Below are 24,271 nucleotides of genomic sequence, written 5' to 3'. Positions count from 1 at the left end.
TTTTAGTAATCGAGACTATTTCTGTTTACTTTTGTAGCAAATAAAAAATCATGTCGATAGAAGTAAACAGTATATCAAAAAGTTACGGAGAGCAAAAAGCTTTAAATGAAATTTCTTTTAAAATTGAAAAGGGAGAAATAGTTGGATTTCTGGGTCCAAACGGAGCTGGAAAATCTACTTTAATGAAAATTTTGACCACTTATTTACTTGCCGACAGCGGCTCAGCCCTTGTAAATGGTCACGATGTCATGACAAACACAAAAGCAGTACAGCAGTCGATTGGTTATTTACCAGAGCATAATCCGTTGTATTTGGATTTGTATGTTCGTGAGTATTTGGCTTTTAATGCCGATGTTTATAACGTGCCAAAATCAAGAATTGATGAAGTAATTCAACTGACAGGACTGACACCGGAAAGTCATAAAAAGATCAGTCAGCTCTCTAAAGGATACCGCCAGCGTGTGGGACTTGCCAACGCTTTACTACACAATCCTGATGTTTTAATTTTAGATGAACCAACTACTGGTCTGGATCCGAATCAGTTAATGGAAATTAGAAATGTCATCAAAAATATTGGAAAAGATAAAACCATTTTTCTTTCGACACATATTATGCAGGAAGTCGAAGCAATTTGCGACCGTGTCATAATTATTGATAAAGGACAAATCGTTGCGGATAACAAATTAGACCATTTAGTTACTGCAAACAAAGAGCAAGTTATTGAGGTTGAGTTTGATTATAAAGTTGAAGAACAACTTTTAGCAAAACTTGAAAATATTTCTTCGTACAAAAATACACATGACATGACCTGGGAACTGACTTTTATTACAGATAAAGACATGCGCCCTGCCATTTTTGATTTTGCTTCAGAAAATGGTTTAAAAACTTTACAATTAAATCAAAAAAATAAAAATCTAGAAGCTGTCTTTAGAGAAATTACTAAATAAGTATTCCGTTTACAGTCTCAGTTTTCAGTTTTAAAACCAATTTATTCTTTTAACGCGAATAAATTGGTTTTTCTTTTTAATAAAATCTCTTGTTTTAAACTCTTCCTTTCTTGTTATCAAACAATTACTATTTTATTGAATATTTTTTATTTATTTTTATTTAGACTTGTTATAAATAATATTATATTTGCAACAGATAATTGAATTAGACATTGGTCTTAAATCTATAGAATATAATTTGATCCCTTGAAACTTGTTTTTTTGTTTTTTATTTTTTTTGAAAAAAGAGCCTGCTAAATTTAGCAGGCTCTTTTATTCTTATATTATAAATTTTCAAGAATTGTTTTCATTTCTTCTATAACAATTCTAATATCTTCTTCTGTCGTTCGCCAGTTTACGAATGAAGCACGAATTCCTTTTTTATTCTCATAAAAAGTAGGTGTCATAAATACTTTTCCGGTATCATTCAGCTGAGTTAAAAATGAAGCAACTTTCTCTTGGTTTTCATTTCCTTTTAAAGTAAAACAAACATTGTTTAATCGAATTGGTGCTAAAAGCTCAAATCTTCCGTCATCGGCCAATGCATTTCCAAAATGAAGTGCCAGCAATGTGCTTTTTTCAATTAAATCCTGAAAACCTTCTTTCCCATAAGCTACTAAAGAAAACCAAACCGGAAGCGCTCTTAAACGTCTTGAATTTTCAGGAACTACATTTAGGTAATTAAAATTCTCCAAAGCATTTCCTAAATAAGGTGCATTTGAATTTTGGAAAGTTTCGATCTGTAAATTGATATGCTCTTTTTTAACTAAATAAAAAGCGCTTTCATAAGGTACATTCAGCCATTTATGACAATCAATTGTGATACTGTCTGCTTCTTCCCAGCCTTTTACGAAATGTTTGTATTTTTCTGAAACTGCTGCAAAACCTCCAAAAGCACCGTCAATATGCCACCAGAAATTGTATTTTTCTTTTAGTTTAGTAATCGCTTCAAAATCATCAAAATCGGCTGTATTTACCGTTCCTGCACTTGAAATCAGGATGAAAGGTTTTCCGTTTAAAGCTTTAATTTTTTCCTCTAAATCGGTCAAATCCAAAGCTTCGCGATTTCCTTCAATAGTTTTTACAACCGTATAATTCTGACTCCCGATTCCTAACATCGACAATGATTTTACAGAAGAAGAATGCGGCGTTGCCGTTAAAATATTGATGGTTTCAGAAATTCCGTTTTTAGCAAAATCTTTTCCAAACTGTTTTCCAAACCATTGTCTGGCAACAGCCAAACTCGTAAAATTTGACATAGTTGCTCCGGTAACAAATCCGCCTAAAAACGAATCAGGAAGTTCTAATAATTGAAGCAATAAATTAATCGTTTCAAATTCTATTAAAGCTGAATTTCCACCCTGCGAAGTTACAGACTGCGTATTTTGATCGTAAACCGATGCCAGCCAGTCGCCTACAATAGAAGCAGGTGTTGAACCTCCCGTAACAAATCCCCAATAACGCGGACCGGGTGATGAAACTAATAAAGGAGCTAGTCGTTCTTTAAACTCTTTTAGAGCTTCTTCAGAACCTAACCCTAATTCGTTCAGATGACGTTTCGGATCAATAGTTTCTTTATTTGAAGTTGAAATCGTATTCAGATTATTCAGGAAATCAATTCCCTGCAGTTTTGCTTTTTCTAAAATATTTTCGAAATTATTAAGATCGTGCTGTAATATTGAATTCATAGTATAGATTTTTAAAGTCATAAAGTCGAAAGTCATAAAGTCAAAAGTTAAGGGCTTTATGACTTTCGACTTTACAACTTTTGACTATTATATTTAAGCTACCATTTGGTCTTTTCTGAAAATCTGGAAACCATCATAGAACAAATTACATCTCCATTTGCGTTTAATAAAGTAGCAATTGGGTCAACGAGAGTTCCGAGAATCATAGCAACCGGAAGCGCTTGTTCCATTGGAAAACCATAAACTGTTATGGCCAGAATTTCGCCTATATAACCTCCATTTGGGATTCCGCCTTCAACAATCGAAACTATAACTGTAATTCCGAGAGCCAGAAGAATTGTCATCGGATCTGAAAAATCTTTCCCAAACATGGCAAACAAAAAAGTTATTTTTAAAATGGAGGACATACTCGAACCGTCTTTATGTAAAGGCCCTCCAAGCGGAATTACCAGATTTCTAACGTGTGCCGGAATTCCCATTTTTTCTGCCGCAGTTAAATTGGCAGGAATCGTTGCAATACTGCTGCAGGTTCCTACTGCCGTTAAAGATGGAGTTATATTATTACTCCAAAAAACTTTAAAAGCACGTTTTCCGCCAGCAACGAGTGCATATAAACTAAAGAAGACAAAGAAATAAAACACACAGGCAGCATAATAAACCGCCATAGGTTTTGCATAAACTCCCAGCAATTGTGGTCCAAAAACTCCAACCTGATAAGCGAAATAAGCTCCTAAACCTATTGGAGCAGATTTCATGATGATGTTTAAAAGCTGCTTCATTACTTCATTTCCCGAATCGAGAAAACTCTTGAAAGCATTTCCTTTTTCTCCCGCTTGTAAGGTTGCAAAACCCACTAAAAAAGAGAAAATAATCAATGCCAGCATACTTTTTCGAGATAATAATTCGAAGAAATCATTAGCAGTAAGCAGTTTCGCAATTTGATCTCCTGCTGATCCTGAGGTTACTTCTTCAAACGGAACTTTGGCAATTGCTATATCTTCATGGATTGGAAAAAGATAAACAGCACAAATCATCACAATGGCCGAAATTAAAATGGTAGCGAGAAAAACCAATACCATTATGACAAACAGTTTTCCTAGCTTTTCTGTTCTTTCCAGATTCGCAACCGAAGAACCAATCGTGAAAAAAATAAGCGGAATAATCGCTGTGAAAAGTAAATTCAGGAAAATATCACCCAAAGGTTTTATGATCAAAACATCTTCCCCAAACACTAACCCGAAAATACTTCCGATTATAATACCGCCCAAAAGCCATAAAATACTGCTGTAATTCTGTAAAAAATTGATTTTCTTAACTTCCATAACTGTTGTGGATTATAATTCAGAAAGATTGATAATAAAAAATGAAAGTACTCAAAAAATGTAAGAATTAATCATTTTTTTTTCGCCACAGATTAAAATGATTTACACAGATTTGAATGTGAATAAATTAATTCGTGGAAATTTGAAATTAGTTGCAAAAGAAAAAAATCCTTTTAATCTGTGTAATCTGTGGCAAAACTTTATTTCTCCAGCACAATAGTCGTAAAAGCTCTTTCGACCAATTCGCCGGTTTTACTTTTTACTTTTTCAGTCTGGGTTTCAGTGTAAACGATTTTAAAATCTGATTTTTTGATCAAATTCTGCGCTTTTTCCGTGCTGTACAATTCAAATTCAAATTGGGTAAAAGGCAGTGTTTTCATGAAATCTTCTTCGGCAAATGTCAAACAAAAAGTACCGCTTGGTTTTAAAACTCTGTAGATTTCTGAAAGCAATTCTTCAGGTTTTTGCCAGAAATAAATCGTATTTATGGTAAATATTTTATCGAATAATCCATCTTCAAACGGAATCGTATTTCCGTCATAAAGTGAAAAGAAAGCCTGTTTTTGGGAAACAAAATTTCGATTGATCTGTCGCGCTTCCTGAAACATCAGTTCCGACATTTCCAGTCCGTAGTATTTTAGTTTTTCCGCTTGTTCAAATAGAAATTCAACATGCCCTGCGTTTCCGTGGCCTAGTTCCAGAATTCTATTTTCCTTTGAAATATTTAGATTTTGAATGGAATGCTTGGTCATATTGATGTTTGTTTCGTTCATCATATTTCCCATTTCAATTCCTTTTTCTCCCGATGGATGTTTTAGTTGTGAGGCGATGGCTTGTAGTTCTTCATTTTTCATGACTGTAAAATTTAAATTCCAAAATTTTAAAATTGCTTCGCCAATTCGCTTACGCTCGGGTCCAAATTCCAAGACCGCCTTCTTAGTTCTCTACAACTTTGTCAAAGTTTTAAACTTTGACAAAGTTCCTCGCAATGACATTAAAAAACCTTACTTGCGATCTGGCGGATATTCTCAGATTTACCCATTGAATAATAATGTAAAAACGGAACTCCTGCGGCTTTTAATTCTAATGACTGCTGAATCGCCCATTCGATTCCGACTTGTTTGATTTCAGCATTGTTTTTGCATTTATCAACAGCATCAATTAAATCTTCAGGCAAATCGATTCTGAAAATCTGTGGTAAAACTTGTAAATGTCTTTGAACAGCAATTGGTTTAATTCCAGGAATAATCGGAATGGTGATGCCCATTTCTCTTGCTTTTTCTACAAAGGCAAAATATTTTGAGTTGTCAAAAAACATCTGTGTTACCACATAATCTGCTCCTGCGTCTACTTTTTCTTTTAATCGTTTTAAATCTGATTGTAAAGAAGGAGATTCTAAATGCTTTTCAGGATAACCCGCAACACCAATACAGAAATCTGCTTTATTATCTGTATCCATTAATTCATGTAGATATTTTCCACAATTTAAATCTTTGATTTGACGAACCAAATCAACTGCGTAATGATTACCACCAGCTTTTGGCACAAAAGATTGTTCGTCTTTCATTGCATCGCCTCGAAGCGCCATTACATTATTGATTCCTAAATATTGACAATCAACCAGCATATATTCGGTTTCTTCCTGCGTAAATCCGCCGCAAAGCAAATGCGGAACAGTATCAACATTGTATTTATGTTTTATAGAAGCGCAGATTCCAAGCGTTCCCGGACGCATACGAGTCAGTTTTTTGTCCAAAAGTCCATTACCGCGATCAATATAAATGTACTCTTCACGAGAAGTGGTTACATCAATAAATGGTGGTTTAAACTCCATTAATGGATCAATATTATCGTATAATTCCTGAATGCTTTTCCCTTTTTGAGGCGGAATAATTTCAAATGAGAATAATGTTTTCCCTTTGGCGTTTTCTATATGTTCTGTTACTTTCATTAGTTTTTAGTTGATGGTTGATGGTTGATGGTTGATGGTTCTTTCGGAACTCAACAATTACAATCTCAACTATATTATTTTTTTATAGTAGTTAATAAAACCGTTTAATAACTTTTTACAAATCTGAATCTGACTAAGCGCTATGTTAAAATTATTTTCTTCAATATATTTTTGATCTAATGCTAGATAAAATTGAGTTTCTAATTCATATAGTGATCCTCTAGATATATGAAGAAAATGTATTGTTTCTTTTGAAGTCTGCCTTCTGCTATATTTGATGGTATTGAAATCGCAGCTCTCATTTGATTTGTCAATCCAAATAATTCTTCTTTTGGAAACAATTTTGAAAAATCATACAACAAATTCACCAACTTACGCGCTTCCATCCAAACTTCCAATTTACTGTATTCCATTTTTTTTATAGTTGTTTGTTGATGGTTGATAGTTGTTGGCATTTCGCGTTCAAACCTATCAACCAAAAACCATCAACCATCAACTATTCTAGTCTGCTATATTAGGGTTTAACCATTTCATTGCGTAATCAAGCGGTACATTTCGGCGTTTGGCGTAATCTGTAACCTGATCTTCTTTTATTTTTCCGAGTCCGAAATAACGGCTTTTTGGATTTCCGAAGTAATATCCTGAAACCGATGAAGCCGGCCACATTGCCATACTTTCTGTTAGTTTCACTCCAATTTGTTTTTCAACATCTAAGAGTTTCCAGATTGTTGGTTTTTCCAAGTGATCTGGACAAGCCGGATAACCCGGAGCCGGACGAATTCCTTTATAAGTTTCTTTGATCAATTCTTCGTTGGTTAAAGATTCCTCTGAATCGTAACCCCAGAAATCCTTACGAACTCTCTCGTGAAGATATTCGGCGAAAGCCTCGGCAAAACGATCGGCAAGCGCTTTCACCATAATCGAATTATAATCGTCTAGATTCTTTTCATATTCAGCAGCCCATTCATCTACACCAAAACCGGTTGTTACGCAGAAAGCTCCCATATAATCTTCAATTCCGCTTTCTTTTGGCAGAATAAAATCGGCTAAAGCAATATTTGGAGCGCCTTTTGTTTTTTGCGACTGCTGACGAAGCGTTAAGAATTTCTCTAATACTTTTCCGTTTTCATCACGCAATTCGATATCGTCATCATCCACCTGATTCGCAGGGAAAATTCCGTAAATACCTTTTGCTTTTAGTTTTTTCTCAGCCAAAATAACTTTCAGCATCGCCTGAGCATCATTAAAAACAGATGTCGCTTCTTTACCCACAATCTCATCGGTTAAAATTGTCGGATATTTTCCATACAATTCCCAAGTCTGGAAAAAAGGTGTCCAGTCGATATACGGAACCAAAACATCCAATTCTACTTCGATGGTTTGTGCGCCAATTGTTTTTGGTTTTACCGGAGTATATTCAGACCAATCCAATTGTAATTTGTTTTTACGAGCATCTTCAATCGTCAGGAAGTTTTTATCTCTTGAACGATTTAAGAACGTTTCTCTAAACGAATCGTATTCTGCACGAATATCTGCCGCATATATTTTTCTATTATGATCTAACAGATTTCCTGCAACAGTAACGGCTCTCGAAGCATCGTTTACGTGAATTACAGTTTCTCTGTATTGAGGTGCAATTTTCACGGCAGTATGCGCACGCGAAGTGGTTGCTCCTCCAATCATAATTGGGATTTTAATATCTTGTTTGTCTAATTCTTTGGCTAAATATACCATTTCGTCAAGCGAAGGCGTGATCAGTCCGCTTAATCCAATGATATCTACTTCATGTTCAATCGCCGCTGCAATGATTTTTTCCGGAGGCACCATAACACCAAGATCTACAATCTCGTAGTTATTACAAGCCAAAACTACCGAAACGATGTTTTTACCAATATCGTGAACGTCGCCTTTTACGGTTGCCATCAGGATTTTTCCATTTCCTTGTTTGTCTCCGGCTTGCTTGCTGGCTTCAATAAATGGCAATAAATAAGCAACCGCTTTTTTCATTACACGTGCCGATTTTACAACCTGAGGCAAGAACATTTTTCCGCTTCCGAATAAATCTCCAACCACATTCATACCAGCCATTAAGTTAATCTCAATAACTTCAATTGGTTTTGTTGCTGTCAAACGCGCTTCTTCAACATCTTCTTCAATAAAAGCATCGATTCCTTTTACCAATGAATGTGTAATACGCTCCTGAACAGTTCCAAAACGCCACTCCTGAACCGTTTTTTCGTCGCTTTTTGCTTCCCCTTTTACACTTTCAGCAAAATCCAAAAGTCTTTCGGTTGCATCGTCGCGTCTATCTAAAATTACGTCTTCAACGTATTCTAATAAGTCTTTCGGAATATCATCGTAAATCGTAAGCATTTCCGGATTTACAATTCCCATTGTCATTCCTTCTTTAATCGCGTGGTATAAAAACACAGAATGCATGGCTTCACGAACGGTATCATTTCCTCTAAAAGAAAACGAAACGTTACTTACTCCACCACTAATATGTGCGTGCGGAAGATTTTCGCGAACCCATTTTGTTCCTCTAAAGAAATCCAATGCGTTCAATCTATGCTCTTCCATTCCCGTTGCAACTGGGAAAATATTCAAATCGAAAATAATGTCCTGTGGAGGAAACCCAACTTTGTTCACCAAAATATCATACGAACGCGCACAAATCTCCACTCTACGATCGTAATTATCGGCCTGACCTACTTCGTCAAAAGCCATAACAATCGCCGCCGCTCCGTAACGTTTGATTAATTTGGCGTGATGAATAAAAGCTTCTTCTCCTTCTTTTAACGAAATCGAGTTTACAACGCTTTTTCCTTGTACTACTTTTAGACCAGCTTCAATGATTTCCCATTTCGAACTGTCGATCATAATCGGCACTCTCGAAATATCTGGTTCTGCAGCAATTAAATTCAAAAATTTGGTCATTGCCGTAACACCGTCAAGCATTCCTTCATCCATATTAATATCGATGATCTGTGCTCCACCTTCTACCTGCTGTCTTGCAATATCAAGTGCCTCGTCATATTTCTCTTCCTTGATTAATCTTAGGAATTTTCTTGAACCTGTTACGTTTGTACGCTCACCAACATTCACGAAAACACTTTCCGGCGTAATAATCAACGGTTCTAATCCTGATAATACAAGGTCTCTTCTTTTTTCTGTCATTTCTTTCTAAGTTACTAAGATCCTGAGATACTAAGGTTCTAAGTTTTTTATTCTATTTTCTTTCCTGCGAGGTTTTTAAAACCTTGTAGGTATATTCGTTTTCAATATTTTAATTTGGGCGTGTCCTTCGGCCGGGCTATCCGTTACAAGTCCTCGCACTTCCTTCGTCAGGCTGTGGGCTTTTCACTTCTATCCCTCACGCAACATTACGTTTCATAACAAATTTATATCTCGAAATTATTCCCATTTTTCTTTCTCTATGTATTTACATGTAACTCCCGCATCATAGAAATAATATTTTGTTTTTGTAAAACCTGCTTTTACAAGAGTTAAAGAATCTGGTTGTAACTCTTCTCCCAAAACAATGTAATTTTGCTCAGGATTATTTAAATCATATTTTACTTTATAAAACTTATTTACAAGTCCATAATTTTGACTAGAAACCTCTGATAAAATTTTCCTATCTGAATAGAAATAATATTTTAAATAATCTCTTTTCCCTTCGCGTTCAATTCTAGTTACAAATCCAATCGTTTCTCCTTTGAATGTCTTTTTATAGTCATTATATTTATCAGCATTTTTAATTGAAAAAATGATGAAAATTAATATCCCAATAAAAATTACAATCCCTGCTACTCTTTCAGATTTACCTTCTATCATTTTTTACACTAAACCTGGCGCCACTCTAGGCTTATAATCCTTTGCAACCTCAGCCATTAATCGAATATGATCTGGAGTTGTTCCGCAACAACCTCCGATGATATTGATTAAATTATCCTCTAAATATTCTTTAATGAAAGCCTGTGTTTGCTCTGGTGTTTCATCGTATTGTCCGAAAGCGTTTGGCAATCCTGCGTTTGGATGCGCCGAAACATTAAAGCTTGTATTATGTGCTAATGTTTTCAAATACGGCTTCAGCAAATCGGCTCCAAGAGCGCAATTGAATCCAACGCTTAATAACGGAATATGTGAAACTGAAATCCAAAACGCTTCAACGGTTTGTCCAGAAAGTGTTCTTCCTGAAGCATCTGTAATCGTTCCTGAAACCATGATTGGAATATCAAGATTTCGTTCTTCTTTTACTTCTTCAATTGCAAAAAGTGCTGCTTTTGCGTTTAATGTATCAAAGATTGTTTCTACTAAAAGTAAATCACAGCCACCGTCCATTAAAGCTTCTGCTTGTTGTTTGTACGCAATTCGTAAATCGTCAAACGTTACGGCTCTGTAACCTGGATCATTTACGTCTGGCGACATACTTGCTGTACGGTTTGTAGGTCCGATTGAACCGGCAACGAAACGTGGTTTCTCCGGATTTTTTGCGGTAAACTCATCGGCAACCTCGCGCGCGAGTTTTGCCGATTCATAGTTTAACTCGTAAACCAAATCTTCCATGTGATAATCGGCCATACCGATTGTCGTTCCTGAGAAGGTGTTGGTTTCTACGATGTCAGCACCAGCTTCAAAATAAGCGGCATGTACATCGCGGATTGCTTGTGGTTGTGTTAGGGATAGTAAATCGTTGTTTCCTTTTAACGGATGTGGGAAATCTTTGAAACGCTCTCCTCTGAAATCTTCTTCTGAGAAATTATAGCGTTGCAACATTGTTCCCATTGCTCCGTCAAGGATTAGGATATTTTTTTTTATTGCTTCTTGAATTGTTATTGCCATGTTGTTTTCTTTTAGCTACTAAGACGCTAAGGTTCTAAGATGCTAAGTTTTTTTATTATGATTGTGAAGTTAAACCTAACAGGTCTGCTTCGATATTTTTTCACTTTGGTTCCAAAAACTCACTATTGCTGGCTCATTAGCCCCGATTGAAGTGGAAATCCTTTTGTTTTTTTCTTTAAAAAACAAAAGATTGCAACGAAAAGCGGGAACTATTGAAAGCAAAAATGCGCCAATGATTCGCTCCTGATACAGAATCTGTTTCAGTAAATATTATATGTTATCGAGAAAAGTTTTGAGAAATACGAGTATGTATTTGTGTTATCTATCTTTAATACTGGAAAATGTCGTATAAAGTAGAATTTAGCACCTTCTTTATGATAAAGGGTTGCTAAGGTTTCATCGGGTCTATCCCTCCGCCTTTCGTGATAACGAACAATAATTTTAAGAACAGTGCAAAGGTATGAAATAGGGTTTCGATTTGCAAATGTTTTTTTCTAAGGTTCTGAGGGACTGAGATGCTAAGGTTCTAAGGTTTTTCTTTTATATAATTTTAGCTCCGGAGGAGCATAATATTTATAGAAAACAATCTACACAACGCAAAAGCTCCAGCGGAGCGACATATATTTCGCTCCGCTGGAGCTCTTTCTCAAACGACATCAAATTTATTCTATAAATATGTCATCCCTCCGGGATTAATAAAAAAAGCCCAAACTAAAAGTTTGAGCTTTCTATATAAAAAAACCTTAGCGTCTTAGTCCCTTAGAACCTCAGCACCTTCGATTAAACAATCGCCTTCACAACCGCTTTTGGAGCTTCTTTACGAGTTCCGTCGAAACCGTCTACACCCGATACTGTTGTGTATTTCAATACGTATTTTTTACCTGGGTTGATGATTCCGTATGCAGCCTGGCACATTAAAGTTGCTTCGTGGAAACCGCAAAGGATTAATTTTAATTTTCCTGGGTATGTATTTACGTCTCCAATAGCAAAGATTCCCGGAATATTAGTTTGGTAATCTAACGCATTATTTACTTTAATGGCATTTTTCTCGATTTCTAATCCCCAGTCTCCAATTGGACCTAATTTTGGTGTTAATCCGAAAAGTGGAATGAAATAGTCGCAGTCGATTTTACGGTGTGCGCCGTTTTCTTCAATATCTAATGATTCAACATGCTCAGCACCGTTGATTCCGATAACTTCAGCTGGCGTGATCAATTTGATTTTTCCTGCTGATTTTAATTCCTGTACTTTTTCTACAGAATCTAAAGCTCCTCTAAATTCGTTTCTTCTGTGGATTAAAGTTACTTCTGAAGCTACATTTGCCAAGAAAATTGACCAGTCTAATGCTGAATCTCCTCCTCCTGCAATAACAACTCTTTTATCTCTGAATTTCTCAGGATTTTTGATGAAGTATTTTACTCCTTTATCTTCATAAAACTCGATATCTTCGATAAGTGGTTTACGAGGCTCAAAACTTCCTAAACCTCCAGCGATTGCGATAACTGGCGCGTGGAATTTAGTTCCTTTGTTTGATGTTACAATGAAAGTCCCGTCTTCTTGCTTTTCAACTGTTTCAGCACGTTCTCCTAAAGTAAATCCTGGCTCAAATTGTTTGATTTGCTCCATTAATCCGTCAACTAAATCTCCGGCTAATACTTCTGGGAATCCAGGAATATCATAAATTGGCTTTTTTGGATATAACTCTGATAGTTGTCCTCCTGGTTGTGGAAGCGCATCTAAAATGTGGCATTTTAATTTTAACAATCCTGCCTCAAATACGGCAAATAAACCTGTTGGCCCTGCTCCAATTATAAGTATATCTGTTTTAATCATTATGTTGTTGTTTATAATCATTCTTAATAACGCAAAGAAACGAATAAATCCTTGTACTTTCAATGATTTTTATCATTAATTTCTTTCCGAAACTTTTTTACTCTTTATTTTTTAATGAAGAGGTAATCTCATTCATCCTTTTAACTTTTTCTTCAAAATTGCCTTTAAGCGTTTTTCGGTATTCATTCAGATTCTCAACCATTTGGTTGATATCTTCCGGAATTACTTCTTCGAAAAACTCACGCAATCTTTTTGCTGTTGTCGGTGATTTTCCGTTTGTCGAAATGGCTATTTTGACATTTCCTTTTGTTACGATTCCGCCTAAATAATAGTCACATAAATCTGGCGTATCTGCTATGTTGCAAATCAAATAACGTTCTCTCGCTAAATCGTAAACTCTTTTATTTACTTTCAAATCGTCTGTACAGGCAATTACCATGTGACGTTTTTTGAGCATTTTCTTTTTAAACTTCGATCTTGTTAATGTTATCGAAGGATGCTTTTCGGCCAAAACTTTTATTTCTAAATGAAATTCTTTTGCCACTACCTCAACATTTGCATTCGGACTTGACTTAAGCAAGAAAGAAAGCTTTTCCAGACCGACATTTCCTCCGCCTACAATCAGAACATTTAAATTGTGAAGCTTTAGAAATATTGGATATAATTCGTTTTGTTCCATTTTAATTTAATTTCATCTAAACAAAATTATACCTTTTTGTTCTTAAATCTACCTTTTAAAAATTAAGAGCTTTCTTAATTTTCTTCTTACCATTAAGTTATTAAGGAAGATTAAGCATCGCTTTATTAACTTCATGCTCTTAATGGTAAAATTATAACGAATAGAATTCGATGATTTATATTTTATCTTACGATTTCTTTTGATAGAAATTCTTCGTAAAAACCTTTTAGTTTATGGCTTTCGCGGACAACTTCCCCTAAAACAATAATAGCTGGCGAACCTAATTCTTTTTCTTTTACAACTTCTAAAATCGAATCTACTGTTCCAATGCCCACTTTTTCTTCCGTTGTTGTTCCGTTTTGAATGATTGCAACGGGTAAATTTCCTTTATCTTCTTTCTGAAACAAATCGATGATTTGAGGCAATTTGTGCATTCCCATCAAAATCACAACGGTTGCTGATGATTTCGCTGATAAGGCAATATCTGAAGATAATTTTCTATCAGAAGTTGTGCCTGTGATTGCCCAAAAGCTTTCTGAAATGCCTCTTTTGGTAATTGAAATTCCCTGACTTGCCGGAACTGCAACTACTGATGAAATTCCTGGAACTACGATTGTTTCTATTCCGAAACTTTCTGCAAAATCAATTTCTTCGCCACCTCTTCCAAAAATAAATGGATCTCCGCCTTTTAATCTCACAACGTTTCCATAAGTCAAGGCATTATCTACAATCAATTGATTAATCTGATCCTGCGTGTAGGCATGATTTCCGATTCTTTTTCCAACAAAAATTCGAATCGCATTTTTTGGTGCATAATCCAGAATTTCTTCATTGGCCAAAGCATCGTATAAAACCACATTTGCTTCAGCCAATGCCTTTACAGCTTTCAGCGTCAGTAAATCGGGATCGCCCGGACCTGCACCGACTAAAGTTATTTTGGGTTTTATATTATGCATTTGCTAATTCCTGTGCTCTGAAAGTTTCGATTTTATCAAAGAAAACTGTTGCTTGTGCAATGTAATCTTTAGCGAAAGCTTCAGATGGTTCATTTTTATTGATTTGGTAAACCAAATCTTTAAAAGTTGAGTTTAATTCTATTTTACTAGTTTCGATGAAAACTGTATCAAACAAATCAACGATTCCTGCGTGGTGGTTTGTTTTTTGGTTTTCTGCCAATAACAATGCTTTTGCACCGTTTACAAATCCTGCATAAGCATGATAAATAGCATCTGACCATTTTTTCTCGTTGAAAGATTCCTGAGCCAGGATCAATTTTTCTTTAGCTTCAAATAATAATGTCGCTACTAAATCGATCACCACTCCGGCACATTCTCCAACTCCAACTGCTTTTACGTAATTGTCTGCGTTACCCCAATCCACAAAATCAGCTTCTGTTAAATTTGTTACATCTGCATACGGTTTTAAGATTTCGTAGAAATATTTTTCTCCTTTTGTATCATAATAATCTAGGAATTTTTGTCCGCTTCCGTTGGCATCAAAATCATTTAAGATGGTACGCAACGCATCCGGACCTCTACGGCTAGGTACTTTGATTACTTTATCAGCAAAACGTCCTGCTCCGTTTCCTAATCTTCCTCCACCTAATAAAACCTGTAAAGCCGGAGCTACCAGTTTTCCTGAGTTGATAGACATTCCCTGAAATCCAATTGCAGACATATTATGTTGTCCGCAGGCATTCATACAGCCTGAAATTTTAATTTCGATTTCACGGTTGTTTAAATACTGAGGATATTCTGTACTTAAAACTCTTTCTAATTCTTCTGCAATACCGGTACTACTTGCAATCCCCAAATTACAAGTATCAGTACCCGGACATGCCGTAATATCTCCAACTGAATTATATCCTAATTGAACAAAGTCAAGTTTGGCTAATTCTTGATAAAAGAAAGGAAGATTCTCTTCTTTTATGTTTCGTATTACAATATTTTGACGCAATGAAAAACGCAATTCATTTGCTCCGTAATTTTTAATTAAATCGGCTAATAATCTGGCTTTATCAGTATAAAAATCGCCTAATAAAACTTTGATTCCAATCGCATAATAACCATCTTGTTTCTGTTTAATTACATTCGATTTTTTCCACGCTTCATACGCTTCTGTATCTTCGATTGTAACTTGCGGAACTTCTAATAACGGTTCTGTAATTGGTCCGTCGAAAGCGGTTGTATCTATTTCGTATGTTTCAAATGCGATGGCTTTTTTCTCTTTTTCAACCAAATCAAGGAAAACATCTTTCCCCATTTCTTTGATTAAGAATTTCATACGCGCTTTCATTCTTTTTGCACGCTCTCCGTATCTGTCGAAAATACGAATGATTCCTTCTGCTGTTGGAATGATTTCGTTTACGGGAACAAATTCTGAAAGCAATTCAGCATGTGCTGGCTGAGATCCTAAACCTCCTCCGAACATGATTTTGAAACCTTTTTGTCCGTCTTTAATTTTCGGAATAAATCCTAAATCATGCAAATAACTCAAAGCCGTATCTTCGTCTGAAGATGAGAACGAAATTTTAAATTTACGTCCCATTTCCTGACAGATTGGGTTTCTTAACAAATATTGAAAAAGTCCGTGTGCATAAGGCGAAACATCAAATGGTTCGTTTACGTCAACTCCAGCCAATTCGCTTCCTGTGATATTTCTAACGGTGTTTCCACAAGCTTCACGAAGTGTAATATCGTCTTTAGCCAAATCTGCCCAAAGTTCAGGTGTTCTGTCTAAACTCACATAGTGAATCTGAATATCCTGACGTGTTGTAATGTGCAAACGTCCTGTAGAATATTCATCAGACACTTCTGTAATTCTTCTTAACTGCTCGCTGGTCACTTTTCCATAAGGCAATTTGATACGAATCATCTGAACGCCTTCCTGACGCTGACCGTAGATTCCACGCGCTAAACGAAGACTACGAAAACGCTCATCATCAATTTTTCCTCCGCGGAATAAGTGAATCTTTTTTTCTAATTCGATAATCTCCTTCTGAACTACCGGATTTTCTATTTCTGTTCTAAAACTTTCCATTTCTTTTTAGTTTGTAGTTTATTGTTGGTTGTTTATAGTTGGTTGTTGACAGCAGAACTATCAACTAAAAACCACAAACCATCAACTATCTAATGAAACCTACTCCTGCTGTTGTGTTTGTTGCTGTATCAATTAAGATGAAAGCTCCGTTTGATTTGTTTTCGTTGTACGGATCAAAATATAACGGTTTGCTTAATTTGATGCTCACTTCTCCGATTTCGTTAATTGCTAATTGTGTTGCCGGAGTTGTTCCTGAATAATCTGTTGCAATAGTATTTTTGATGCTTTCTACTTTTGCTAAAACTCTGTTTGTATTATGTTGTACCAAGTATTTTGTTCCTGGAACGAGTTTTTTGCTGTCCATCCAGCAAACTGTTGTCGTAATATCTTTTTCAATTTTTGGAAGCTCATCTGATTTTACAATCATATCACCTCTCGTTACATTGATATCATTTTCTAATTCGATTGTAATTGAAGAACCTGCTGTAGCTTCATCAAATTGCTTATCAAAAAAGTGAATTTTAGATACTTTTGATTCTGTTAAAGAAGGAAGAACTGTTACCGCATCTCCAACTTTAATAGAGTTTCCGTATAATTTTCCAGCATATCCTCTGAAATCGTGATATTCGTCTGTTTTTGGACGAATAACCGTCTGAACTGGGAAACGTGCTTTTCCTGCTTCGTAAACATCATGAGAATGTAATCCTTCTAAATGTTCTAAAACAGTTTGTCCTTCGTACCAAGGCATATTCTCCGATTTATCCACAACGTTTCCACCATTGATTGCACTTAACGGAATATAACTTACGTTTTGCTCTTTGAAAGTACTTTTTGCATTTAAAGCCTCAAAATCAGCTTTGATTTTATTGAAAACTTCTTCTGAATAATCAACTAAGTCCATTTTGTTGATGGCAACGATTACTTCTTTTACTCTCAATAAATTATTGATAAAAAAGTGACGGTAAGTCTGCTCTATAACACCTTTTCTGGCATCAATCAAAATAATAGAAACCTGAGAAGTCGAAGCTCCCGTAACCATGTTTCTTGTATATTCTACGTGACCAGGAGTATCGGCAATAATGTAACTTTTCTTTGCAGTCGAAAAATAAATGTGCGCAACGTCAATCGTGATTCCTTGCTCTCTTTCTGCTACTAATCCATCAGTTGCCAAAGAAAAATCTAAGTAATCATAACCTTTTTGTTTACTGCTTTTTTCGATTGCTTCTATTTTATCAGTCGTCAACGATTTTGTATCGTACAATAATCTTCCGATCAAAGTACTTTTTCCGTCATCTACACTTCCTGCTGTTGCTATTTTTAAAACGTCCATTCTGTAATATTTTGTTTCAGGTTTAAAGTTTCAAGTTTTCTGTTGAAACTTATAATCCGTATGTTTTTGTTTTCTTGATTTTTACTTTTAAAATTCCTAGTTCTGAATTGCATTCATAATTCAAAACTCACAACTCATAATTATTAAAAGTATCCTTGTTGTTTTCTCTTTTCCATTGCAGCTTCAGAACGTTTATCATCGATTCTGGCTCCTCTTTCAGAAATGGTTGATGATCTGATTTCTCCAACTACTTCTTCGATTGTTGCTGCGTAAGATTCAACAGCCGCTGTACAGCTCATATCTCCAACGGTTCTGAAGCGAACAATTCTTTCTTCTATTTGTTCGTCTTCTTCTTGGTACACAAAAGGAGAATGTGACCAGATTAAACCGTCTCTCAAAAAAACTTTTCTTTTATGTGAGAAATAGATTGACGGAATCTCGATTTTTTCTTTTTCGATATAACTCCAAACATCTAATTCTGTCCAGTTTGAAATTGGGAAAACACGAACGTTTTGACCATTTTCAATTTTTCCATTTAAAATATCAAACAACTCAGGTCTCTGATTTTTTTCGTCCCATTGTCCGAAATCATCACGAACAGAGAAAATACGTTCTTTAGCTCTTGCTTTTTCTTCATCACGACGCGCACCACCAATACAAGCATCAAACTTAAATTCTTCAATTGCATCTAAAAGTGTTGTTGTTTGTAAACTGTTACGGCTTGAATATTTTCCAGTTTCTTCAACTACTTTTCCTTCATCAATAGCATCCTGAACATTACGAACAATCAACTCTAAACCTAATTCTTCTACTAATTTATCTCTGAAAGCAATTGTTTCAGGAAAATTATGTCCCGTATCTACGTGCAAAAGAGGAAACGGAATCTTAGCAGGGAAAAATGCTTTTTGCGCTAAACGCACTAATGTGATAGAATCTTTTCCTCCTGAGAAAAGTAAAACCGGTTTGTCAAACTGTGAAATTACTTCTCTGAAAATGTATATCGCTTCACTCTCTAAAGCGTTTGTTTTTAATACTGAACTCATTGTTTTTTTGTTTGATATTTTTGTTGTTTCAAGTTTTAGGTTTTAAGTTGTGAGTTACTCTAAAACTTTCCGCTATTTATTCTATTCTTTATTCTTCATCGGGTTAAACCCATAAAATATAAATTCCTTTTCTATTTCCCCCGGATTAAAATCCGGCGCTACAACATGAATCGTTCCTTCGGAACTTTAAATCTATATTCTATAATCTATTTTCTAAAAGAAAGTCTTGCCTCTTGCTTCTACCTATTCTTTTTTCGCACTGTGAAGCCCGCATTCTTTATGGCTTGATTCCCACCACCATCTTCCGGCTCTGATATCTTCTCCCGGGAAAATCGCTCTGGTGCAAGGTGCGCATCCAATACTTACGAAACCTTGTTTGTGTAAAGCATTTTGCGGAACATTGTTTTCTGACAAATACGTTTCAACTTCTTCTAAAGTCCATTTTAGCAACGGATTGAATTTGATGATTTCGAAACCTCCATCATATTCAAACAAACTTAAATCTTGTCTGTTTTCTGATTGTTCTGCTCTTAAACCCGTAATCCAAACTGAATTTCCTGCCAAGGCTTTTCGTAACGGAACCACTTTTCGAATAAAACAGCATTCTTTTCTGTTTTCAACTGAATCGTAAAAACTATTTGGTCCTTTTGTTTGAAGCAGATTTTCTACTGAAGCCGCTTCCGGAAAATAAACTTCGATTGGTCTTTTGTATTTTTTTAATGTTTTATGAAAAACATCATATGTTTCCTGAAATAATCTTCCGGTATCTAAAGTAAACACCTTAATATCTGTGTTACTTTTTGCAATAAAATCGGTAATTACCTGATCTTCCTGTCCAAAAGAAGTCGAAAAAATTACTTTTCCCGGAAATTCTTTTGCTAAAAAAACTAAGGTTTCGTCAAGCGAAAAAGCTGCAGTTTTTTCTAATAATTCTTGTACAATACTCGCACTCATAAATCTCTCCTTTCTAAAATTATCTCTTACAATAACTTAGATAATGTTTTTAAACTCAATAATATAATTAGAATCCCAACCGCAACCATCATTGGTTTTCTTTTGATTTTGTTCACTAAATAAGCAGCTAAAGGCGCTGAAACTACTCCTCCTAAAATCAATCCAATGATTACCTGCCAACCGTGGATTCCTCCAAAAAGCATGAAAGTAATTCCGCTTGCAAATGAAATCGCAAACTCAGCTGCGTTTACTGAACCAATTGTATATCTAGGATTTCTTCCTCTTCCTAATAAAGTAGAAGTTACAATTGGCCCCCAGCCTCCGCCTCCAACAGAATCCATAAATCCGCCGAAAACAGCTAAAGCGCCTAACTTCTTCGTTTTCTTTTTTACAATATTCTTTTTTAACGCTTTTCTGATAATGATAACCGCCAAAATAATCATGTAAACCGCAATAAAAGGCTTAATAATGTCGCCGTCAATTACATCAGACAATAAATAAGCTCCAGTAATTGAACCTAAAACTCCCGGAATTAATAAATGCTTTACCAGTTTTTTATTGATGTTCCCAAAACGATGATGGGAAAGTGCCGATGCTCCCGTTGTAAACATTTCTGAAACGTGAACTGCTGTACTGCTCACAACTGGCGGAACTCCGTAAGCTAATAAAAACGACGTTGAAGTTGCTCCATATCCCATTCCTAAAGTTCCATCAACCAATTGAGCAAAAACTCCAATGGCAAAAAATACTAAGAACTCTTCATTAAAACCATCCACAAATCCATCCCACGTAAATTCAGCGTGATGATTGTATATTAATACAGATAATAAACCTACTAGTAAAACAACAGGAATTCCAATCCAAAGCTTTTCTTTAAAAGAATCAGCACTATTTATTTTCAGTTCTTTCTCCATATTTAACATGTTTAAATTTGCTTCATACCTATTACCCTATCGGGTTAGTAGATTACTTTGCAAAAATACTACTTATTTCTAAATTACAAAGCAATATTATTATTTTTTTAAAGTCTTAAATCTTCATTTATCACATTCTAAAAGAGAGCTTTAAGAATTTTGTAGTATAATTTCACAAATAACACTGTAATGCAAGATATTTCAACATTTTATGAGGTAAAAACGTTTGTTTATTAAATACCTTTTTCTAATCTCTACAATGTCGATAGGATTATTGTAAAATTATTGTATTTTAGCGCCAAATATTTTTTCATGGATTTTCAAATAGGTCTTGTAATTGCAGGTTTAGCAGTTGGTTTTATTGTTGGATTAACTGGTGTTGGCGGAGGTTCTTTAATGACTCCTATTTTGTTATTTTTTAATATCCCACCAACAACTGCAGTAGGAACCGATTTATTATACGCAGCATTTACTAAAGCCGGAGGTGTTTTTGTACATAACAAAAAAGGAAATATTAACTGGAAAATTACAGGCTGGCTAACCCTTGGCAGTGTTCCTGCTTCTTTACTAACTTTATGGATCTTAAACAGTATTAAAACAGATATTGAAACCATAAACGGTGTTATTAAATACAGTTTAGGATGGGCATTACTTTTTACTTCTGTTGCTATTATATTCAAACAAAGAATTTTAAAATTCTCTCAAAAACATGCTGGTGATAAATTTCATAGCGAAAGCACAACTCAAAATGCTCTTACTGTTGGAATTGGTGTACTATTAGGCGCAACAGTTACTTTAACTTCTATTGGGGCTGGTGCTTTAGGAACTGTCACTTTATTTTTTCTTTATCCACTTTTGCCAACGCCTCGTTTGGTTGGGACTGAGATTGCACATGCTGTTCCTTTGACATTGGTTGCCGGAATCGGACATGCTTCTATGGGAAATTTAGATTTAGGTTTATTAGGACAATTATTAATGGGATCACTTCCAGGAATCTATATGGGAAGTATGTTGAGCGGAAAAGTTCCGGATCAGTTTCTTAGAAACGCTATCGCAGTAATGCTTTTCATTGCCGGATATAAGTTGATTTTTTAGCAGATATTTATTAAACCATTAAGTTATATAAGCTCAATTTAGACTCTATCGATAGTTTTTTAAATGAACTTATATAACTTATATGGTGAAAAATTAAAAAGCAATATCTGCCAAAGAATTACTTTCTAATATTTTAAGTGTATTGTCTCTAACTTCGGTCATTAAACGTCTGGCTGCACAGGTAGATTCATCGTCACAGTCATCACATTTTTCATAAAAATTATGACTTGCACAAGGCAGTAACGCAATTGGTCCTTCAAGAATTCGGTAGACTTTGGCCATACTAATATCTTTTGGGTCTTTTATCAGATAATAACCGCCGCCTTTTCCTTTTTTTGCACCAAGAAATCCTGAATTACGAAGCAGCAACAAGATGCTTTCCAGAAATTTAATCGAAATATGTTCGTTTTTAGCAATTTCGGCAATTTGAACCGGTTCGTTATTTTCGCGTCTGGCTAAATAAGTCAAAGCTTTAATCCCGTATTTAGTTTTCTTTGAAAGCACTATTTTTTATTTTAGTTCAGGCTGAGGTTTTTTAGATTTTTTCTAAAATAAATCAGCTTTATATTTTTCTGCAACAAAAATAGACTTTTTAAATGAGAAAACTAACAGCTGAATAGTTAAATTCTACTAAATCCATCAAATTACTTCGTTATTTCCAATTAAATTGAACTCATGAAATAGTTTTACTTCTCTTTCTAATTCTTTTTTATTGACTACGTAAGTATCAGAAATTGAATCGTGCCAGCCTCTGCTCCCTAAAAAAGAAAGAGCGTCAAAAGGGATCAATCGGCATAATGTTCTCTTAAAAATAGTTCCGAAAGAAGGTTTTTGTCCATTTTCATCTACTACAATAGTTCCTGTAATAAACTTTCCTAATGATCTTCCGAAAATTCCTTCTGAAAAAGAATAATAAAAAATACAAATTGCCACAAAAAGAATCTGCCCTTCAAAATCGCTCATATTACCCAGCCAATACATTAAACCTCCTAAACCAAAAAGGTTTGCAATAAGCGCCATAACAATGCCAAAGACAAATATTAAACAGAACACTACAATAATGTCCACAATATAATTGGCAAATCGGCTGCCGCCAGAAGCTAATAATTTTTCATCAAGAATGTAAGTAGAGTTACTCATGGTAAGTTTATTAAATTGGTTATTAATGATTTTTGAGTTTCATTCCAAACAAAAATATACTTTTTACCAACACCACAAAAAAAAGAATGACGATTTTTAACAGTAATAAAATTACAGTCAAAAATCGCCATTATATACTCAAATCTGATATCTAAAGTCAGAAATATAAATATTAACCTAAAGCTTGTTTTAAATCAGCAATTACATCTTCTACGGTTTCTAAACCTACAGAAACACGAACTAAACCTTGCGTGATTCCAACAGCCAATTGATCTTCTTCAGATAATTTACTATGTGTTGTAGAAGCCGGATGTGTAACAATTGATCTCGTGTCTCCAATATTTGCTGATAACGAACAAAGTTTAATTGAATTCAGGAATTTTCTTCCCGCTTCAATTCCGCCTTTAATTTCAAACGCAATAATGTTTCCGCCATGTTTCATCTGTTTTTTAGCGATTTCATATTGTGGATGCGATTTCAGGAACGGATATTTTACACTGTTTACGTTTGGATGACTTTCTAAAAACTCAGCTACTTTCAATGCATTTTCGCAATGTCTTTCTACACGAATGGCTAAAGTTTCTAAACTTTTTGATAAAACCCATGCATTAAACGGTGACAAAGCCGGACCTGTATTTCTAGAAAATAAATAAATCTGTCTGATTAAATCTTCGCTTCCAACAGTAACACCGCCTAAAACACGTCCTTGTCCGTCGATTAATTTGGTTGCTGAATGCACTACTAAATGAGCCCCAAATTTAATTGGCTGCTGTAAATATGGCGTTGCAAAACAGTTATCGATAATTAAAATCAGGTTATGTTTTTTGGCGATATCTCCCAACAATTGCAAATCAATTACATCTACACCAGGATTTGTTGGTGATTCTGCATATAATATTTTTGTATTTGGTTTTATTAAACTTTCGATCGTTTCCGGCTTATTGATTTCAAAATAAGAAGTTTCGATATTCCATTTTGGAAAATACGTCATAAACAAAGCATGCGTTGAACCAAAAACGCTGCTTGCAGAAACAATATGATCTCCTGCATTTAATAAAGCTGCAAAAGTCGAATAAACCGCTGCCATTCCGGTTGCAAATGCATAACCAGCCTCAGCTCCTTCCATTTTGCAGATTTTATCCACAAATTCTGTCGTGTTCGGGTTGCTGAAACGGCTGTAAATATTTCTTTCTTTTTCTTCTGTAAAAGAAGCTCTCATATCTTCGGCATCTTCAAAAACAAAACTTGACGATAGGTACAAAGGCACCGAATGTTCCAGATACTGAGATCTTTCTAATTGTGTTCTAATGGCTTGTGTCTCAAAACCAAATTCTTCTGTATTCATTGTGTTGTTTTTTTGTTTTTTTTGTTTCAAGTTTCAGGTTTCGAGTTTTAAAACTGAAATCTAAACTTAAACAAGTCAATTATTTATGCACAATCTGAGCATTTTCT

The 24,271-nt window shown here is 35.0% G+C and carries 20 protein-coding genes, 1 pseudogene and 1 riboswitch; of the genes and pseudogenes, 2 read left to right on the top strand and 19 right to left on the bottom strand.

Going from position 1 to position 24,271, the window contains the following annotated elements; genetic code table 11:
* Nucleotides 1–50 precede the first annotated feature (50 nt).
* Complete coding sequence (gene gldA, locus ABDW27_RS14790) at nt 51–947, top strand: gliding motility-associated ABC transporter ATP-binding subunit GldA (RefSeq protein ID WP_343696602.1); 897 nt, start codon at nt 51–53, stop codon at nt 945–947.
* Between the two features lie 323 nt (nt 948–1,270).
* On the opposite strand, the gene ABDW27_RS14785 is transcribed toward gldA, so the two are convergent.
* The 16 genes and pseudogenes from ABDW27_RS14785 to ABDW27_RS14710 form a co-directional block, all read right to left on the bottom strand.
* Nucleotides 1,271–2,674 (bottom strand): pyridoxal-dependent decarboxylase, encoded by a 1,404-nt coding sequence (locus tag ABDW27_RS14785; protein ID WP_343696601.1) that lies wholly within the window; start codon nt 2,672–2,674, stop codon nt 1,271–1,273.
* Nucleotides 2,675–2,772: 98 nt separating this feature from the next.
* Nucleotides 2,773–3,996: a dicarboxylate/amino acid:cation symporter gene (locus ABDW27_RS14780; protein WP_343696600.1), complete on the bottom strand. Its 1,224-nt coding sequence runs from the start codon at nt 3,994–3,996 to the stop codon at nt 2,773–2,775.
* A 200-nt stretch (nt 3,997–4,196) separates the two neighbouring features.
* Nucleotides 4,197–4,850, bottom strand: a complete 654-nt coding sequence (locus tag ABDW27_RS14775; RefSeq protein ID WP_343696599.1) for a class I SAM-dependent methyltransferase — start codon at nt 4,848–4,850, stop codon at nt 4,197–4,199.
* Between the two features lie 140 nt (nt 4,851–4,990).
* A complete protein-coding gene (gene metF, locus ABDW27_RS14770) occupies nt 4,991–5,947 on the bottom strand; it encodes a methylenetetrahydrofolate reductase [NAD(P)H] (RefSeq protein WP_343696598.1) in 957 nt (318 codons plus the stop codon).
* Nucleotides 5,948–6,016: 69 nt separating this feature from the next.
* Nucleotides 6,017–6,333 (bottom strand): annotated as a pseudogene (locus ABDW27_RS14765) (four helix bundle protein).
* Nucleotides 6,334–6,448: 115 nt separating this feature from the next.
* Nucleotides 6,449–9,124 carry a methionine synthase gene (gene metH, locus ABDW27_RS14760; RefSeq protein WP_343696597.1) on the bottom strand — a complete coding sequence of 892 codons (2,676 nt, stop codon included), beginning with the start codon at nt 9,122–9,124 and terminating at the stop codon, nt 6,449–6,451.
* A gap of 237 nt (nt 9,125–9,361) precedes the next feature.
* Nucleotides 9,362–9,784 carry a hypothetical protein gene (locus tag ABDW27_RS14755; RefSeq protein WP_343696596.1) on the bottom strand — a complete coding sequence of 141 codons (423 nt, stop codon included), beginning with the start codon at nt 9,782–9,784 and terminating at the stop codon, nt 9,362–9,364.
* A gap of 3 nt (nt 9,785–9,787) precedes the next feature.
* Nucleotides 9,788–10,792: a homocysteine S-methyltransferase family protein gene (locus ABDW27_RS14750; protein WP_343696595.1), complete on the bottom strand. Its 1,005-nt coding sequence runs from the start codon at nt 10,790–10,792 to the stop codon at nt 9,788–9,790.
* A gap of 315 nt (nt 10,793–11,107) precedes the next feature.
* Nucleotides 11,108–11,224: riboswitch (SAM riboswitch) on the bottom strand.
* A 348-nt stretch (nt 11,225–11,572) separates the two neighbouring features.
* Entirely contained in the window at nt 11,573–12,625 is a 1,053-nt protein-coding gene (locus ABDW27_RS14745) for an NAD(P)/FAD-dependent oxidoreductase (RefSeq protein ID WP_274252254.1), read from the bottom strand.
* Between the two features lie 97 nt (nt 12,626–12,722).
* Entirely contained in the window at nt 12,723–13,304 is a 582-nt protein-coding gene (locus ABDW27_RS14740) for a bifunctional precorrin-2 dehydrogenase/sirohydrochlorin ferrochelatase (RefSeq protein WP_343696594.1), read from the bottom strand.
* Nucleotides 13,305–13,486: 182 nt separating this feature from the next.
* Nucleotides 13,487–14,260, bottom strand: a complete 774-nt coding sequence (cobA, locus tag ABDW27_RS14735; protein ID WP_343696593.1) for a uroporphyrinogen-III C-methyltransferase — start codon at nt 14,258–14,260, stop codon at nt 13,487–13,489.
* The gene (locus ABDW27_RS14730) at nt 14,253–16,343 is read right to left on the bottom strand and encodes a HEPN domain-containing protein (protein ID WP_343696592.1); all 2,091 of its coding nucleotides are present in this window, start codon (nt 16,341–16,343) and stop codon (nt 14,253–14,255) included. The genes cobA and ABDW27_RS14730 overlap by 8 nt, the downstream gene beginning before the upstream one ends.
* A gap of 85 nt (nt 16,344–16,428) precedes the next feature.
* Nucleotides 16,429–17,673, bottom strand: a complete 1,245-nt coding sequence (locus ABDW27_RS14725; protein WP_343696591.1) for a GTP-binding protein — start codon at nt 17,671–17,673, stop codon at nt 16,429–16,431.
* Nucleotides 17,674–17,816: 143 nt separating this feature from the next.
* The gene (gene cysD, locus ABDW27_RS14720; protein WP_262489180.1) at nt 17,817–18,734 is read right to left on the bottom strand and encodes a sulfate adenylyltransferase subunit CysD; all 918 of its coding nucleotides are present in this window, start codon (nt 18,732–18,734) and stop codon (nt 17,817–17,819) included.
* A gap of 225 nt (nt 18,735–18,959) precedes the next feature.
* Complete coding sequence (locus tag ABDW27_RS14715) at nt 18,960–19,670, bottom strand: phosphoadenylyl-sulfate reductase (RefSeq protein WP_343696590.1); 711 nt, start codon at nt 19,668–19,670, stop codon at nt 18,960–18,962.
* 26 nt (nt 19,671–19,696) lie between these two features.
* Entirely contained in the window at nt 19,697–20,584 is an 888-nt protein-coding gene (locus ABDW27_RS14710; RefSeq protein ID WP_343696589.1) for a sulfite exporter TauE/SafE family protein, read from the bottom strand.
* 312 nt (nt 20,585–20,896) lie between these two features.
* On the opposite strand from ABDW27_RS14710, the gene ABDW27_RS14705 reads away from it, so the two are divergent.
* Complete coding sequence (locus tag ABDW27_RS14705) at nt 20,897–21,679, top strand: sulfite exporter TauE/SafE family protein (RefSeq protein ID WP_343696588.1); 783 nt, start codon at nt 20,897–20,899, stop codon at nt 21,677–21,679.
* 93 nt (nt 21,680–21,772) lie between these two features.
* On the opposite strand, the gene ABDW27_RS14700 is transcribed toward ABDW27_RS14705, so the two are convergent.
* From ABDW27_RS14700 to ABDW27_RS14690, 3 genes are all read right to left on the bottom strand, one after another.
* Complete coding sequence (locus ABDW27_RS14700) at nt 21,773–22,183, bottom strand: Rrf2 family transcriptional regulator (RefSeq protein ID WP_073412918.1); 411 nt, start codon at nt 22,181–22,183, stop codon at nt 21,773–21,775.
* A 135-nt stretch (nt 22,184–22,318) separates the two neighbouring features.
* Nucleotides 22,319–22,819, bottom strand: coding sequence for an RDD family protein (locus ABDW27_RS14695; protein ID WP_343696587.1), 501 nt, complete (start codon nt 22,817–22,819; stop codon nt 22,319–22,321).
* A 172-nt stretch (nt 22,820–22,991) separates the two neighbouring features.
* Nucleotides 22,992–24,164, bottom strand: coding sequence for an aminotransferase class I/II-fold pyridoxal phosphate-dependent enzyme (locus ABDW27_RS14690; protein ID WP_343696586.1), 1,173 nt, complete (start codon nt 24,162–24,164; stop codon nt 22,992–22,994).
* Nucleotides 24,165–24,271: the final 107 nt, after the last annotated feature.

It is taken from the genome of Flavobacterium sp., from assembly GCF_039595935.1.
Classification (GTDB): domain Bacteria; phylum Bacteroidota; class Bacteroidia; order Flavobacteriales; family Flavobacteriaceae; genus Flavobacterium.
Note: the sequence above shows the minus strand (reverse complement) of the source record. Positions and strands in the feature narration are given on the sequence as shown.

Bases quoted from the DNA above. Each gene is read 5' to 3' on its own strand.
- ABDW27_RS14780 (WP_343696600.1), bottom strand. From the start codon at position 3,996: ATGGAAGTTAAGAAAATCAATTTTTTACAGAATTACAGCAGTATTTTA.
- ABDW27_RS14710 (WP_343696589.1), bottom strand. From the start codon at position 20,584: ATGGAGAAAGAACTGAAAATAAATAGTGCTGATTCTTTTAAAGAAAAG.
- metF (WP_343696598.1), bottom strand. From the start codon at position 5,947: ATGAAAGTAACAGAACATATAGAAAACGCCAAAGGGAAAACATTATTC.
- ABDW27_RS14750 (WP_343696595.1), bottom strand. From the start codon at position 10,792: ATGGCAATAACAATTCAAGAAGCAATAAAAAAAAATATCCTAATCCTT.
- ABDW27_RS14775 (WP_343696599.1), bottom strand. From the start codon at position 4,850: ATGAAAAATGAAGAACTACAAGCCATCGCCTCACAACTAAAACATCCA.
- ABDW27_RS14715 (WP_343696590.1), bottom strand. From the start codon at position 19,670: ATGAGTGCGAGTATTGTACAAGAATTATTAGAAAAAACTGCAGCTTTT.
- ABDW27_RS14705 (WP_343696588.1), top strand. From the start codon at position 20,897: ATGGATTTTCAAATAGGTCTTGTAATTGCAGGTTTAGCAGTTGGTTTT.
- ABDW27_RS14730 (WP_343696592.1), bottom strand. From the start codon at position 16,343: ATGGAAAGTTTTAGAACAGAAATAGAAAATCCGGTAGTTCAGAAGGAG.
- cobA (WP_343696593.1), bottom strand. From the start codon at position 14,260: ATGCATAATATAAAACCCAAAATAACTTTAGTCGGTGCAGGTCCGGGC.
- ABDW27_RS14725 (WP_343696591.1), bottom strand. From the start codon at position 17,673: ATGGACGTTTTAAAAATAGCAACAGCAGGAAGTGTAGATGACGGAAAA.
- ABDW27_RS14745 (WP_274252254.1), bottom strand. From the start codon at position 12,625: ATGATTAAAACAGATATACTTATAATTGGAGCAGGGCCAACAGGTTTA.
- ABDW27_RS14755 (WP_343696596.1), bottom strand. From the start codon at position 9,784: ATGATAGAAGGTAAATCTGAAAGAGTAGCAGGGATTGTAATTTTTATT.
- ABDW27_RS14695 (WP_343696587.1), bottom strand. From the start codon at position 22,819: ATGAGTAACTCTACTTACATTCTTGATGAAAAATTATTAGCTTCTGGC.
- ABDW27_RS14785 (WP_343696601.1), bottom strand. From the start codon at position 2,674: ATGAATTCAATATTACAGCACGATCTTAATAATTTCGAAAATATTTTA.
- gldA (WP_343696602.1), top strand. From the start codon at position 51: ATGTCGATAGAAGTAAACAGTATATCAAAAAGTTACGGAGAGCAAAAA.
- metH (WP_343696597.1), bottom strand. From the start codon at position 9,124: ATGACAGAAAAAAGAAGAGACCTTGTATTATCAGGATTAGAACCGTTG.
- ABDW27_RS14690 (WP_343696586.1), bottom strand. From the start codon at position 24,164: ATGAATACAGAAGAATTTGGTTTTGAGACACAAGCCATTAGAACACAA.
- ABDW27_RS14740 (WP_343696594.1), bottom strand. From the start codon at position 13,304: ATGGAACAAAACGAATTATATCCAATATTTCTAAAGCTTCACAATTTA.